This is a genomic window from Arthrobacter sp. Soil_N43 (assembly GCF_057655195.1).
The window spans coordinates 25817-39774 of record NZ_JBDGML010000034.1 but is presented as its reverse complement, the minus strand read 5'-3'; the positions used below and the strand labels follow the sequence as shown (position 1 = coordinate 39774).

At 66.6% G+C, this 13958-nt stretch carries 13 protein-coding genes; 7 read left to right on the top strand and 6 right to left on the bottom strand.

The window, feature by feature from the left end; genetic code table 11:
* Together AC3A3W_RS02300 and AC3A3W_RS02295 are read right to left on the bottom strand one after the other, a co-directional pair.
* Positions 1 to 641, bottom strand: a 641-nt coding sequence (locus AC3A3W_RS02300) for a DUF222 domain-containing protein (RefSeq protein ID WP_487440274.1), incomplete at its 3' end; no start/stop codon positions are given.
* Positions 642 to 850: 209 nt separating this feature from the next.
* Positions 851 to 1819: a helix-turn-helix domain-containing protein gene (locus AC3A3W_RS02295; RefSeq protein WP_487440273.1), complete on the bottom strand. Its 969-nt coding sequence runs from the start codon at positions 1817 to 1819 to the stop codon at positions 851 to 853.
* Positions 1820 to 1900: 81 nt separating this feature from the next.
* On the opposite strand from AC3A3W_RS02295, the gene AC3A3W_RS02290 reads away from it, so the two are divergent.
* Positions 1901 to 2068 carry a hypothetical protein gene (locus tag AC3A3W_RS02290; protein WP_205655304.1) on the top strand — a complete coding sequence of 56 codons (168 nt, stop codon included), beginning with the start codon at positions 1901 to 1903 and terminating at the stop codon, positions 2066 to 2068.
* Between the two features lie 97 nt (positions 2069 to 2165).
* Here AC3A3W_RS02290 and catC read toward each other — a convergent pair whose 3' ends face one another.
* The 4 genes from catC to AC3A3W_RS02270 form a co-directional block, all read right to left on the bottom strand.
* Positions 2166 to 2450 (bottom strand): muconolactone Delta-isomerase, encoded by a 285-nt coding sequence (gene catC / locus AC3A3W_RS02285; protein WP_487440272.1) that lies wholly within the window; start codon positions 2448 to 2450, stop codon positions 2166 to 2168.
* A gap of 38 nt (positions 2451 to 2488) precedes the next feature.
* Positions 2489 to 3352 carry a catechol 1,2-dioxygenase gene (catA, locus tag AC3A3W_RS02280; RefSeq protein WP_487440271.1) on the bottom strand — a complete coding sequence of 288 codons (864 nt, stop codon included), beginning with the start codon at positions 3350 to 3352 and terminating at the stop codon, positions 2489 to 2491.
* An 86-nt stretch (positions 3353 to 3438) separates the two neighbouring features.
* The gene (locus AC3A3W_RS02275; RefSeq protein ID WP_487440270.1) at positions 3439 to 4548 is read right to left on the bottom strand and encodes a mandelate racemase/muconate lactonizing enzyme family protein; all 1110 of its coding nucleotides are present in this window, start codon (positions 4546 to 4548) and stop codon (positions 3439 to 3441) included.
* Positions 4545 to 5459, bottom strand: a complete 915-nt coding sequence (locus AC3A3W_RS02270; RefSeq protein WP_487440269.1) for a LysR family transcriptional regulator — start codon at positions 5457 to 5459, stop codon at positions 4545 to 4547. The genes AC3A3W_RS02275 and AC3A3W_RS02270 overlap by 4 nt, the downstream gene beginning before the upstream one ends.
* Before the next feature lie 281 nt (positions 5460 to 5740).
* On the opposite strand from AC3A3W_RS02270, the gene benA reads away from it, so the two are divergent.
* The 6 genes from benA (at position 5741) to AC3A3W_RS02240 (ending at position 13946) form a co-directional block, all read left to right on the top strand.
* Positions 5741 to 7099, top strand: coding sequence for a benzoate 1,2-dioxygenase large subunit (benA, locus tag AC3A3W_RS02265; protein ID WP_487440268.1), 1359 nt, complete (start codon positions 5741 to 5743; stop codon positions 7097 to 7099).
* A gap of 23 nt (positions 7100 to 7122) precedes the next feature.
* Positions 7123 to 7671 (top strand): benzoate 1,2-dioxygenase small subunit, encoded by a 549-nt coding sequence (gene benB / locus AC3A3W_RS02260; protein WP_487440267.1) that lies wholly within the window; start codon positions 7123 to 7125, stop codon positions 7669 to 7671.
* Positions 7672 to 7699: 28 nt separating this feature from the next.
* Positions 7700 to 8752 carry a benzoate 1,2-dioxygenase electron transfer component BenC gene (gene benC, locus AC3A3W_RS02255; protein WP_487440266.1) on the top strand — a complete coding sequence of 351 codons (1053 nt, stop codon included), beginning with the start codon at positions 7700 to 7702 and terminating at the stop codon, positions 8750 to 8752.
* The gene (locus AC3A3W_RS02250; protein WP_487440265.1) at positions 8749 to 9561 is read left to right on the top strand and encodes a 1,6-dihydroxycyclohexa-2,4-diene-1-carboxylate dehydrogenase; all 813 of its coding nucleotides are present in this window, start codon (positions 8749 to 8751) and stop codon (positions 9559 to 9561) included. Before benC ends, AC3A3W_RS02250 begins: the two co-directional genes overlap by 4 nt.
* A gap of 101 nt (positions 9562 to 9662) precedes the next feature.
* Positions 9663 to 11081: an MFS transporter gene (locus AC3A3W_RS02245; RefSeq protein ID WP_487440264.1), complete on the top strand. Its 1419-nt coding sequence runs from the start codon at positions 9663 to 9665 to the stop codon at positions 11079 to 11081.
* Between the two features lie 24 nt (positions 11082 to 11105).
* Positions 11106 to 13946: a helix-turn-helix transcriptional regulator gene (locus AC3A3W_RS02240; protein ID WP_487440263.1), complete on the top strand. Its 2841-nt coding sequence runs from the start codon at positions 11106 to 11108 to the stop codon at positions 13944 to 13946.
* The last annotated feature ends 12 nt before the right edge of the window (positions 13947 to 13958 follow it).

Here is a 13958-nt window from a genome sequence, read left to right as displayed (position 1 = left end):
TGCCCGCGGGCACGTTCATCCCCGCCGGAGCGCAGGGTGTCCGCGTGGCGGGTGAGCGCGGCGTGCACGGCGATACCGGCCGAGACGGGGAGCAGTGCGGTCAGGTAGCACATGGTGTCCGGTGCCGGGCGGAGGCTGACGAGCCGTTCGGAGGCGGCATGGGCCGCGCGCCGGGTGACCGAGCGCGGGTCCCGGCGGTAGGCAGCGGCACGGGCAGCGGCCACCACGGCCCGGTCTCCCGCACCGCTCAGCGTCCCGGTATCGGGGGCGAGTTCCTCATCGACGCTACACCGGTCCGCGGCGGACAGGAACGCCGTTTCGCGCACCAGCAACGTGGCCCGCCACTCGTTCAGCTGCCCCGTCTCCAAGGCAGCGAGCGTGTGCGGCATCTCCGTCACCAGGGCCCTGGCCAGGCCCAACAACCGGTTTCCCTTGGCCGGAGATTCGCCACGCGCGAGGGCGATCTGCGCCCCGATGCCCGCCCCGAGCTCATCAGCGGGAATCCCGGCGCCAGCCTGCTGCCGGCGCTGCAGCTGATCAAACGCCACGGTCAGGCGCGCCTGGCGGGCAGCCAAGGCACACTTTTCCTCTTCCAGTGCCCGGATCTCATCAATCAGCCGGGCACCCTCCTGCTCGTCCATCCCTGCGGGCAGAGCTGCCACGTCCCCGCTCAAAGCCAAGGCCGCACCGTCCGTGGCCGGCTCCCGACCGCAGCTGCAGACCCAACCGCACCCCACTGCGGCCGGAACCACTTCGAACCCCCAATACCGTCCATAACTCAAGTGTCGGTGGAGGGTCTGACATTAAAGCGTCCCCATGCCCGTCTGGCGACACCAATCGGGCGACAGACCTAGCCGGCCGGAGTTAGCTGGCCGCGGAACGCCCTGCGGTAGGACTGCGGGCTAGTGTCCAGCACTTTGGCGAAGTGGTGGCGCAGCAGCACGGGGTGGCCGAATCCGGACTGCCTGGCCACTTCGTCAATGTTCAGCTCGGTGGATTCAAGCAGTTCCTGCGCCCTCAGCACCCGTTGGGAATTCAGCCATGCCGCCGGCGTGGCGCCCGTTTCGGCACGGAAGCGGCGGGCAAAAGTCCGGGGCGACATGTGCACGCGGGCGGCGAGTTCGTGGACGGGATGCTCGTCGTCCAGGTTCTGGACCATCCACCGCAGCAATTCCTCCATGGGCTGCGACCCGCATTCCGGCATGGGTCGGTCGATGAACTGAGCCTGCCCGCCATCGCGGTGTGGCGGAACCACCATGTCCCTGGCTATGGCTGCCGCCACCGCGGCGCCAAACTCAACACGGACCAAATGGAGGCACGCATCAATCCCTGCCGCCGTTCCGGCGCTGGAAATAATGCGGCCATCCTCGACATACAGGACGTTCTCATCCACCAACGCCTTGGGGAACTTCGCTGCCAGTTCACCCGAATAATGCCAATGCGTGGTGCAGCGGCGCCCGTCCAACAGACCGGCCCGTGCAAGGGCAAAGGCACCGGAACAGATGGACATGACCCAGGCGCCCCGTTCATGGGCGGCGCGAAGGGTCTCGAGAACTGCCTCCGGAACATCTTCCTCACGCCCGTACGGCGCCATCACCACGAGGTCCGCATCCGCTGCCGCCTCAAGGCCAAGGCTCACGTTCATAGTGAGGCCGGCTTTCAGCGGGATGTCGCCCGGCACGGGCGTGCAGACCCGGAAATCGAACTTCGGCACACCCGTACCGCGGTCCGAACGGTCGATGCCAAACACCTCAAACGCGGTGCCGAACTCGAAGATCGAGAAGTTGGGAACTGCGATCACTGCCACTGATTTGAGCATGCATCCAGTATGGCAGAAATTTGTCCTTTTTGGGCATTTCTGCCACTTCTTTCCTACCCTCCCCCAGAGAACCATAGAGGTATGGAAATCTTCGGAATCGCCCTCGTTGTCCTGATCCTCGTCTCAGTGGTTGCGTCCCTTACCGCCGTCGTGCGGGACGGGCGCGGACACACGCCGCCGGAATACTCGATCCGGGACTGGTCCGCGCTGGACCTCCCCAGCCGCAACTACACGGTGCGCAACTTCTAGGCGTGCCCGCTCCCTCCAACAACCCACCGCCAACTACCCACCGCCAACAGCAATGGACCCGGCTCACACGAGCCGGGTCCATTGCTGTCGGAGGGCGTCAGCCGAGCGAGATGTCCGAAGGGTGTACCGCCAAGGGCGTGATATCCATCGTCATGTAGGGGAAGAGCGGCAATCCCCAGAGAATCTCATGTAAGCGTTCGTTGCCCGCAACGTCGAAGATGCTGATGTTGGCGTATTCGCCCACGCAGCGCCAGATGCTCTGCCACTCACCCTTGCGCTGCAGGTCCTGCGAATAGGCCTTCTCGGCGGCCAGCAGTTCTGCCCTGGCCTGCGGGTTCATGTTCTGCGGAACGCTAACGTCCATGCGAACGGCAAAAAGCACGGGGTTACCCCTTCCTGTTGGTTTTCGCTAAACGCGGGCTAGACGCGTTCGGCGTCAAGCACGAAGTCGTACGTGACCTCGTTGCCGGTGCCGTCCGGACGTTCCGCCGGGCTCAGGACGAGCTCCGGCTTGACGGCCGAGGCGATGTCGTCCGAAAGGTGCTGGTCTCCGTCGAAGTACAGCTGCGCGGTCAGCAACTGGTAGCCGGGGGCAGAGACCTTCAGGTGGAGGTGGGCCGGGCGCCAGGCATGCCAGCCTGCCGCCGAGATCAGCTTGCCGCAGGCACCGTCGGTGGGAATCTGATACGGAGCGGGCTGCACGGTGTTCAAGGCAAAATTGCCTGCGGCGTCCGCCACGACAGTGCCGCGCAGGTTCCACTCGGGCAGGCCAGGTGCGAACTGGGAGTAGAAGCCGTTGTCGTCCGCGTGCCAGATTTCCACGTGTGCGCCCGGGAGCGGGGTGCCGTCAACCGCACGGACCTGGCCTTGGAACAGCAGCGGTGTGCCGCCTTCGTCGTCCCGCATGGGCAGGGTGGCGGGAGTTTCGAGCTGCGGCGAACCCGGCACGTAGTACGGTCCTTCAATGGTGCCCTTGTTGCCTTCGCGGTCCTCGGTGGAGACTTCCTCGACAACGTGCTCCACCCAGACGTCCAGGAACAGCGGCCATTCGCCGTCCTCGCCCACGCCGATCAGCCAGGCCTTGAGGGCGTTGAACTCGTCGTAGCTTACCTTGTGCTTGCGGATGGCGTCGTAGACCGCGCCAAGAACCTCGTTCGCCAGCAGTGACACGCGCTCTTTGGGAACGGCGAGCGCCGCCGTCTTGCCGCTGTGACGGAAACGCTCGGTCGCAGCGTTGCCGGACTCGGCGGCTTTGGCATCGAATTCGGTCAGGTGGGTTGTCATCGTCGACTCACTTTCTGCAGCCGGCGCCTGCCTCAGTGCGGGCGCCGCGGGGATTTGGTTGGATGGGATGGAGCTGGGGTAGCAGGTCAGTTGCTGAGGTCGAGCCGGTATTTGGCCAGCTTTTCGGGATCGATCTCTGTCCCGATTCCTGGGGCCTGCCGGGCCGCAAGCCGGCCGTCCACGATCTCGAGTGGCTCAGCCAGGAGGTCATCGCTCATGTCCAGGAAGTTGGAGAGCTCCCCCGCGCGCCGGGTGGTGGACTTGAAGGCCGCGCCGAAGGTGACAGTGCACAGGGTGCCGAGCTGGCCATCAATCTGGTTCCCCATCACCACCTCGACGCCCAAGCCGTCGCACTGGAACAGCACCCGCTGGGAGTGCGAGAACCCGGTACGTGCAGTCTTGATGCTGACGGCGTTGGCGGCACCGCTGAGCAGTTCACGGGTCACTTCCGCGGGGTTCGTGGCACTCTCGTCCGCCACGAACGGGACCGGGCAGTGGTCCACCAGCCATTTGCGTCCGAGGACATCATCGGCCGGACACAGCTCTTCGGCGAGCGTGAGGTCAAGGTCCGCCATGGCGTTGAGTGCGCGCAGGGATTCCGACGGCGTCCAGCCCCGGTTGCCGTCGATGTACAGTTCGATGCCGCCGCCGAGCTCCTCGCGCAGGGCGCGGCAGACGTCGACGTCCAGGCCGTACGGCCTGCGGCCCACCTTCACCTTGAAGGTGGTGATCCCGTAGGTGTCGCGCATGCGCTCTGCCTCGGCCACCATCACGGCGGGTTCGGCGAAGCCGAGCATGTGGCTGACGCGCATGCTGTCGGAAAAGCCGCCCAGCAGTGACGTAACGGGCTGGCCAAGGGTTTTGCCGATGACGTCCCAGACCGCCATGTCCACCGCCGACTTGGCGGTGGGATTGCCCACGGTCCTGTCCATGACGGCATGCATGGATTCGCGGTCGAGGATGGACATTCCCGCAAGCTGGGGCGCGAACAGCGTCCGAATCACGGCCACGATGGATTCTTGCGTTTCACCGTAGGTGAAAGGCCGCGCCGGCGCCTCGGCAACTCCGACGATGCCGTCGTCGCTATGGACACGGACCAGCACATGCGACGCCGTGTGCACCTCTCCGCTGGCGAAGCGCAGGGGCTTCAGATAAGGGATGGCGAACGGAATCGCCTCGATGGACGTGATTTTCACGGAAGTCCTCCGGAGTGGCTTGAGTCAAGGAATATGTTGTTGTCCTCGAGAGTGGCGAGGAACGAGTCGATCAGCCGTGACGCGCCGATGCGGCGCCAGGCCAGTGCCAGCTCGACGTCGTCCGCGCCGGACACGGTCCGGTACTGGACGCCGGCCAGGGCGATGCCGCGGACTGATTCCGGCAGGACGGCGACGCCAAGTCCGGCCGCGACGAGGGACAGCTGGGTGGAGGTTTTAGCGGATTCGTGGGCCACGCGGGGGTAAAAGTCCGCCGCCTGGCACGCGCGGACGACCGCATCATGGACCACTGACCGGGAGCCCGCCGGGTACATGATGAAATCCTCCGCCCGGAGCTCGCCGATGGTCACGCTGTCCGCGGCAGCCAGGCGGTGGCCGTCCGGCAGGGCGACCACGAACTTTTCGCGCGCTATCGGCCGGACGGCCAGTGCTGGATCCCGGACGGGCGGCCGGAGGACACCGACGTCGAGTTCCGCGGCGGCCAGGGCCAGTTCAATGGCCGGCGTCAGCATCTCGGTGTGGATGTCCAGCACCACCTCCGGAAGCTGCTCCTTGACCAGCCGCGCCAAGACCGGAAGCTGGGTGTAGGACGCGGTCCCCGTCAGTCCGATGCGAAGGGTTCCGGCCTTCCCGTCGGCAAACCGGCGTGCCCGGCGGGCGGCTTCCTCGACACTGCTGAGAATGCGCTGCGCATCGGCGAGGAATGCCTCTCCGGCCGGGGTCAGGCTCACACTTCTGGTGGTCCGGGCAAAAAGCTCCGTTCCCAGCTCGGCCTCCAGTTGCCGGATCTGCTGGGACAGCGGCGGCTGTGCCATTTTCAGGCGCTCGGCGGCCTGCCCGAAGTGGCAGGTTTCGGCCAGCACAACGAAATAACGCAAGTGCCGCAGTTCCATGCCGGTCCGCTCCTTCGCTGTGTGGCCTCTGCCACGTTATTGGTTGTTGGTTCAACAGCGTAGGCCCGAATTTAGTATTCAACAAATATCCAATTATGCGCTTTTCAGACTTCAGAAGTCTCAATGCGCACCTAGGCAGGCCTAGGCAAACGCCTAGTGTGACGGGCGCCACCCGCTGGCAGAGTTGGCTGCATTCGATTGACCGACCGAACGTTCGGCGGTCCGCACGGGCCCAGAGCCCGGCATACGGGCGACGCTGCCCGACATTGATAGGAGCCAACATGACAGAGACGCTGGCGGGCATCCGAGCCCACCTTGACCAGGCCCTCGTGGAGGATCACGAGAACGGCGTTTACCGCGCCAAACGGAGCATCTTCACGGACGAGGACCTGTTCGAACTGGAAATGAAGCACATCTTCGAGGGCAACTGGGTGTACCTGGCCCACGACAGCCAGATCCCCAACGTGGGCGACTACTTCACCACCTACATCGGCCGCCAGCCGATCATCATCTCGCGCGACAAGCAGGGCGGGCTGAACGCCCTGATTAACGCGTGCAGCCACCGCGGGGCCATGCTGTGCCGGCGCAAGACGGACAACCGCACCACGTTCACCTGCCCGTTCCACGGCTGGACCTTCAACAACACGGGCAAGCTGCTCAAGGTCAAAGACCCCCGCGAAGCCGGCTATCCGGAGCAGTTCAACAAGGAGGGTTCGCACGACCTCACGAAGGTGGCACGGTTCGAAAGCTACCGCGGGTTCCTTTTCGGCAGCATCAATCCGGATGTGAAGCCACTCGAAGAGCACTTGGGCGAATCCACCAAGATCATCGACATGATCGTGGACCAGTCCCCCGACGGCCTGGAAGTCCTGCGCGGTGCCTCCAGCTACACCTATGACGGCAACTGGAAGCTCCAGGCCGAGAACGGCGCCGACGGGTACCACGTCTCCGCCACGCACTGGAACTATGCCGCCACCACCGCCCGCCGCACCACGGGCGAGTCAGCCAATGAAACCAAGAACATGGATGCCGGCGGCTGGGCCAAGCAAAAGGGCGGCTACTACTCCTTCGACCACGGCCACCTGCTGCTGTGGACCGAATGGCTGGACCCGGCCAACCGCCCGCTGTTCGACCGCCGCGACGAACTCGTGGAGACATATGGCGAGGCCAAGGCGGACTGGATGATCAACATCTCCCGCAACCTCTGCCTGTACCCGAACGTCTACCTGATGGACCAGTTCGGCTCACAGATCCGGCACTTCCGCCCCATCTCGGTCGACAAGACCGAGGTGACCATCTACTGCATCGCGGCCAAGGGCGAAAGCGCGGAAGCCCGGGCCAACCGCATCCGCCAGTACGAGGACTTCTTCAATGCCTCCGGCATGGCAACGCCGGACGACCTCGAGGAGTTCCGCTCCTGCCAAAAGACCTATCTGGCCACCGCAGCCCCCTGGAACGACCTCAGCCGCGGTGTGACCCACCAGGTCACGGGGCCGGATGCCAATGCCGACAAGATCGGGCTCAAACCGATTTCCAGCGGCGCCCGGACCGAGGACGAAGGCCTGTACCCCATCCAGCACGGCTACTGGGTGGAGACCATGCGCAGGGCGGTCGACGTCGAATCAGCAACAAGCAACTAGCCCGGACCAAGCAGGAGCACCCCATGACACAAACCATCACCGACACCGACGCCGTCAACATAGACCGGAACACCGGGTCCGGCCCCGCCACCCTGGAAGACGTCCGCTCCTTCCTCTACCGCGAAGCCCGGTTCCTGGACGACCGTGAATTCGACCGCTGGCTGGACTGCTACCACCCGGAAGCCGAGTTCTGGATGCCCGCCTGGGCCGACGACGACCAGCTCACCAGCGATCCCCAGCGGGAAATTTCGCTCATCTACTACGCCAACCGGGGCGGGCTGGAGGACCGCGTCTTCCGCATCAAGACGGACCGCTCCAGCGCCACAAGCCTGCCGGAACCGCGCACCGGCCACAACATCACCAACGTGGAGATCATCGGATGGCGCGGCAGCGAAGTGGACGTCCGCTTCAACTGGCAGACGCTCTATTACCGCTACCAGAACATCGATCCGTACTTCGGAACCTCGTTCTACACCATCGACTATTCCGGCACCCAGCCCGTCATCACCAAGAAGAAAGTCGTCCTGAAAAACGACTACATCCACCACGTCGTGGACATCTACCACATCTAACTTCCGCATCGACTGGAATCGAGACTCCATGAGTTACCAGATTGCCCTCAGCTTCGAGGACGGCGTCACCCGCTTTGTCACCGCAAATCCCAACGAAACAGTGGCCGACGCCGCATACAAATCACGCATCAACATCCCCTTCGACTGCCGGGACGGAGCCTGCGGCACCTGCAAGGCCTTCTGCGAATCAGGAAAATACGACGGCGGCGACTACATCGACGAGGCGCTCACGGAGGACGAAGCCGAAAAGGGCTTCTGCCTGCCGTGCCAGATGGTTCCGGAAACCGACCTCGTCCTCCAAATCTCCGGCACATCCGAGATGGCCAAGGCGGGAGCGTCCACCTTCGACGCCACCGTCAAGGAACTGACCTGGTTCGCGGACAACACCGCGGCCGTCACCCTGGCCGTGGAGAACCGCGGCGACCTGAAGTTCCTGCCCGGCCAGTACATGAACTTTGCCGTCCCCGGCACCGACGCCGTGAGGTCCTATTCTTTCAGCAGCGGCCCGTCGTCGGACGAGCTGCGCTTCCTCATCCGCACGGCGCCGGACGGCGCCATGACCACCTACCTCAAGGAGCGCGCCGCCGTCGGTGATGCCCTCCCCCTGACCGGCCCCATGGGAAGCTTCTTCCTCCGTGACATCAAGAGGCCCGTGCTGATGCTGGCCGGCGGCACCGGCATCGCACCGCTGCTGTCCATGCTGGAAAAGATCGCCACAGGACTTGAAGAGGCCCCGGCCCACGCGGTGCACCTCGCCTACGGCGTCACCTTCGACAAGGACCTCGTGGAGCTGGACAAGCTCCGGCACTACGCAGAAGCCATCGACACGTTCACCTTTGACTACTGCGTGGCCGACCCCGAAAGCACCGCGGACAAGAAGGGGTACGTGACCCAGTACATCACCGCCGCCCAGCTGAACGACGGCGACGTCGACGTGTACCTGTGCGGCCCGCCCGCGATGGTCGACGCCGTCCGCAAGTACTGGGACGCCCAGGGCATCACCCCGGCCAACTTCTACTACGAACGCTTTGCCGTCGGCAGCGCCGCGGCTGCGCCGGCACTGGCAGGGGCCCCCGCTTGAACCGCGTCAGCCCGGGCCGCTTCGCCGGGAAGGTCGTAGTCGTCACGGGAGCGGCCCAGGGGATCGGCCACGCCGTGGCCACGCGCGTGGCCGCCGAAGGCGCCGACACCATCCTCGTGGACCGTGCCGGACTCGTCCACGAAGCAGCCGCCGCCGCCGACCACTCCGCAGCCGGAACAGGCACGGACGGCGGCACCGCCGTCGGCGTTACGGCCGACCTGGAAAGTTACGACGGCGCGAGCGGCGCCATCAGTGAAGCACTGCAGCTCCGCGGCCGCATCGATGTCCTGATCAACAACGTGGGCGGCACCATCTGGGCCAAGCCGTTCGAGCACTACGAACCGGACGAGATCAGCAGGGAAATACAGCGGTCCCTCTTCCCCACCCTCTGGACCTGCCGGGCGGTGCTGCCGCACATGATCAGCCGGCGGGGCGGCGTGATCGTCAACGTGGCCTCCGTCGCCACGCGCGGCGTCAACCGGGTGCCGTACGCCGCGGCCAAGGGCGGGGTGAAAGCCATCACGGCAGCCCTGGCGCTGGAGGCCGCCCCGTACGGGATCCGTGTAGTGGCCACCGCGCCCGGCGGCACCGAGGCACCGCCACGCAAAGTGGCACGTGGCCCCCAGCCCGACAGCGACAGGGAGAGGGCCTGGTACCAGCAGATCGTGGACCAGACCATCGATTCGTCCCTTCTGAAACGCTACGGAACCCTCGACGAGCAGGCCGCACCGATCGCCTTCCTGGCCTCCGACGAAGCCTCCTACATCACCGGCAGTGTCCTCGCCGTCGCCGGCGGCGACCTCGGCTGACCCCGGCGTGGCTGCGGGAATCAACCCGCGCCCGCCGACACCAACCACCAGCAGTATTCCCATCGGCCGCAATGACGCGGCCCAGGCCAATGGAGCCCGCCATGAATGCTCTGCCCTCAACACGTGTGCCCTCAACAACCGACGCCCCATCACCCGATGCGGCCCGCACCAAAACAGTCCGCTGGGTGATGGCCATCGCGGCTGCTGCCCTGCTCTTCGACGGCTACGACCTCGTGGTCTACGGAACCGTCGTCCCGTCGCTGCTGCGCGACCCCAGCCAGATAGGTGCCTTGGATCCGGCCCAGGCAGGAGCCCTGGGCAGCTACGCCCTGATGGGGGTCATGGTCGGGGCGCTCGCCGCCGGCGCCGTGGGTGACTTCCTGGGCCGCCGCAAGCTCATGCTGATCAATATCGTCTGGTTCTCCCTCGGCATGGCCTTCACGGCCCTGGCCACGAGCATCCCGGTGTTCGGCGCCCTGCGGTTCCTGACGGGAATCGGCGTGGGCGCCCTGGTAGCCACCGCTGGTGCGGTGGTGGCCGAGTTCGCGCCCGCCGGGAAGCGCAACTTCTACAACGCAATTGTCTACTCGGGCGTGCCCGCGGGTGGCCTGCTCGCGTCCCTGCTGGCCATCGTGCTGACCGGCATCACCGACTGGCGCGGCCTCTTCCTGATCGGCGCCCTCCCCCTGGTCATCCTTTTCCCGCTGGCACTCCTGAAGCTGCCGGAATCACCCCGGTGGCTGCTCGCCCGGGGCCGTATCGAAGAGGCCCTCCGGCTCTCCGCCAAGACCGGCATTCCCCTCGAGGACAGCACGCCCGACGGCGGCCCTACCTCTGCGCGCTCCCGCACCTCCGTGCCGCCGCCGGCTGAGCGCAAGGGCGGGCGCCCCCTCGCCGGCTTCGCGGCGCTGGCCTCGGGCACCTATCGCAGGCCGACCGTCCTGCTGGGGCTCATGAGTTTCTGTGGCCTGCTGCTCACCTATGGGCTGAACACCTGGCTTCCGGAGATCATGGGGCAACACGGCTACGGGAAGACCTACTCTCTAACCTTCCTGCTGGCCCTCAATGCCGGCGCGGTGATCGGAGGCCTGGTGGCGTCGCGCGCTGCGGATCGCTTTGGCCCCAAGGCCATCGTGTCCACCACGTTCGTCATCGCGGCGGTCTCCCTGCTGCTGCTGACGCTGAGCTTCCCGCTGCCCGTGCTGCTGGTCTCGGTCGCTTTCGCCGGTGTGGGCAGCCTGGGAACCCAGGTCCTTGTCTACGGCTTCGTGTCCAACTACTACCCCACCGCGGCCCGCACTGCCGGTGTTGCCTGGTGTGCCGGATTCGGCCGGCTGGGCGGCATCGTCGGTCCGCTGGTGGGCGGCTTCCTGCTGGGCGCCTCTGCCCCCAACCACGTTGCCTTCCTGGTTTTCGCCGTTGTCGCCTTGGCCGGAGGCCTTGTCACCGCCTTTGTCCGCCAGCACCGGGCGGCAATCCCGGCGGAGCCGTCACCGGGGATCGTGACGACGGCGGCCTGACCCGGTCCGCTACTGTTGGAAACCATGCCTGACAATGACGCCGGCGCCTTCCACGGCGGACGCACCGCACAGGCCCGGCACCTGCTGGGCCTGTTGCGGTCTGCCCGCACGGGAGAACTTTCCCTGGCTGTCATCAGCGGCGGCCCGGGCATGGGCAAAACCGCGCTGCTGGACATGTTTCTTTCCGACGATGCCGTAGCGCGACAGGACACCACGGTTCTTCGGGCAGCCGGCGCGCTGTGGGAACAACATGTGGATTTCGGTGTTATCCGGCAACTGCTCGCGGGAGCTCCGGCCGGCCTCGAAGAACGGGATATTTCCGAATCCGTGCAGCAGGCCGGTGATTCCCTCCTTGCCGCCATGAGGACAATCACGGGCACGGGCCAGACCCTGATCCTGTGCCTCACCGACATCGAGCTCGCCGACACTCCCTCGCTGCAGGCCCTCCTCTACGCGCTCCGCCGGGCAGGGCAGCTCCCCTGCCTGACGATCCTTTCCCTCGATCCGGAGCCGTTTGCGGGGGACCCGCTGGACCAGCACTGGGCACAGGCTAGCCAGGGACCAACGGACCCCGGCATCACCGGGCTGCTCCGGTTTCCCGGGGCGGCGGCCATCCGTCTGGGTCCGCTGACGCCCGATGAAGTCCGGACCTTGGGCCGCGGCACCGCCGCTCCGGACCTCCCGCTCCCCGCCGCCCGCGCCTTGGTGGAGCACACGGGCGGGCGTCCATCCCTCATCGTGGCCCTACTTGACGAGTTTCCTGCGTCCGTCTGGTCTGCCAGCACGGAGACGCTGCCGGCGCCATCCGGATGTGTTTCGTCCGTCGCGGGCGCCCTTCGGCGACTGTCCGCCGAGGGTGCGGCCCTGACCCAGGCGGCGGCGGTGCTGGGCATCCGGACACAGCTTGCCCTTGCGGCAGAACTGGCCGGCATCGAAGACGCCGTGGCCGCGGCGGACGCCGCTCACGCCGCCGGCCTGCTGCGCGTCAGCACCACGGGAGCGGAGACCCGGCTGGAATTCCCGCTGCCGGTGTATCGTGCCGCTGTCTACCAGCAACTCCGCCCCGCGCGGCGTGCGGCACTTCACGCTGCCGCCTCCCAAATCGTGACCGCCCCCGTCCAGCGGCTGAAGCACCGGGCCGCCGCAGCCCTGATGCCCGACTCCGGCCTGGCCGCCGAGCTTGAAGCCTCCGCCGAAGACTTCGCCTCGACGGGGGCCTGGCACCCCGCCGCCGAAGCCTACGTGCAGGCAGCGCGCCTGAATCCGTGGCCCGGAGACCGCGAATCCCTTCTGGTCAGGGCAGTGGACGCCATGGTGGGGGCGGGTGAGCTGCCCCGGGCCGTGGCCGCGCTCGATGCCCTGGAATCCTTCGCACCCAGCCCGCGGAGCGAGACCGTCCGCGGCCACCTCGCCATTCTTCGCGGCCGTCCGGCGCAGGCGGATGCGCTGCTCCATAAGGCGTGGACCGCCGTCGACACCGCGACAGATCCCGGAGCGGCGGCCGGAATATGCCAGCGCCAGGTGCTCCACGCGCTGGCCCGCCTCAATGGCAGGGACCTCGTAATGTGGGCGGAGCGTGCGAAGCGGCTTGCCCCGCCGGGCAGCCCGGCAGCTGTGGAAGCGCAGGCCATCGAAGGCCTCGGCCTGGGCTTCGTGGGCCGCTATGCCGAGGCGGAGCAGAGTTATCGGGACGCGGACGGTCTCCCGGAACTCGGGGCCCAGCGGCAGCGCCTTGAGATGGGCAGAGGCTGGCTGCACCTGGCCATGGACCGGGTCGAAGAGGCCAGGGCCGAACTGTCCGGAGCGGTCCCCACGGAGTTCGCCCACGGTTCGCAGCGCATCTCGCTGTGGGCCCAGGGATGGCTTGCCAGGGCGGATTTCGCCGTCGGAGCCTGGGACGATGCGCTGCGGACGGTTCAGGCGGCGGTGGTCATGCAGGAAGAGTCCGGCATTGAACTGCTGCGGCCGCTGCTGCACTGGAGCGGCGCCCAGATCCAGGCCCTTCGGGGAAACTGGGACGCGGCAGCCGGCCATCTGGAACGGGGTGCCGCGGCAGGGGACAGCTATCCCGCCATGCTCTTGCCATATTCCCTCGCCCAGGCCCAGGTGGCCGAAACAAAGGCGGACTACGACGGCGTCATCCGCGCCCTGACACCCGTGCTGCACATGCAGCGCACTGCGGGCATCGATGAGCCGGGGTTCTGGCCGTGGCAGGACCACTACGCCAACGCCCTGGTGATGGTTGGACGCGTGGAGGAGGCGGACTCCTTCCTGGCTCCCCATGAACAGCTTGCGGAGCTGCGCGGCCACCGCTCCAGCCGGGCGCGCCTGGCCTACGTCCGGGGCCGGATTCACGCTGCCAGGGGCGATCTTGATGCCGCCCGGTCCAGCTTCCTCGGCGGCCTGGCCCAGCTTGATGGCCTTCCCCTGCCGTATGCCCGCGCACGGGTTAAGTTCGCCTACGGGCAGTCGTTCCGGCGCGCCGGCAAACGGCGGGAGGCCGCGGCCGTCCTGACAGAGGCGCGCGACCTCTTCGCTGTGCTCGGCGCCGGCGCGTATGTGGACCGCTGCTTACGCGAAATGCGCGCCACCGGCGTCAGCCCCGACGACACGTCAGGAGGGGCGGCCAGGGCGGCGTCCGGCCAGGGTCCGGGCCAGCCGGATCTCACAGAACAGGAAAAGGCAGTGGCTGACCTCGTCGCATCGGGCCTGAGCAACAAGGAAGCCGCCGCTGAGCTGTATGTGTCCGTGAAGACGGTCCAGTACCACCTCACCCGGATCTACTCCAAGCTCGGTGTCACGTCACGGTCGGGACTGGCAGCGACGTACGCCGGCAGGTCTGCGGCCCCGCTCAACAGGCCGTAACGCCCGCGCCTG

Excerpts from the sequence above, each read along its gene's own strand:
- AC3A3W_RS02240 (WP_487440263.1), top strand. The coding sequence starts at position 11,106 with ATGCCTGACAATGACGCCGGCGCCTTCCACGGCGGACGCACCGCACAG.
- AC3A3W_RS02245 (WP_487440264.1), top strand. The coding sequence starts at position 9,663 with ATGAATGCTCTGCCCTCAACACGTGTGCCCTCAACAACCGACGCCCCA.
- catA (WP_487440271.1), bottom strand. The coding sequence starts at position 3,352 with ATGACAACCCACCTGACCGAATTCGATGCCAAAGCCGCCGAGTCCGGC.
- benC (WP_487440266.1), top strand. The coding sequence starts at position 7,700 with ATGAGTTACCAGATTGCCCTCAGCTTCGAGGACGGCGTCACCCGCTTT.
- benA (WP_487440268.1), top strand. The coding sequence starts at position 5,741 with ATGACAGAGACGCTGGCGGGCATCCGAGCCCACCTTGACCAGGCCCTC.
- AC3A3W_RS02270 (WP_487440269.1), bottom strand. The coding sequence starts at position 5,459 with ATGGAACTGCGGCACTTGCGTTATTTCGTTGTGCTGGCCGAAACCTGC.
- AC3A3W_RS02295 (WP_487440273.1), bottom strand. The coding sequence starts at position 1,819 with ATGCTCAAATCAGTGGCAGTGATCGCAGTTCCCAACTTCTCGATCTTC.
- benB (WP_487440267.1), top strand. The coding sequence starts at position 7,123 with ATGACACAAACCATCACCGACACCGACGCCGTCAACATAGACCGGAAC.
- AC3A3W_RS02290 (WP_205655304.1), top strand. The coding sequence starts at position 1,901 with ATGGAAATCTTCGGAATCGCCCTCGTTGTCCTGATCCTCGTCTCAGTG.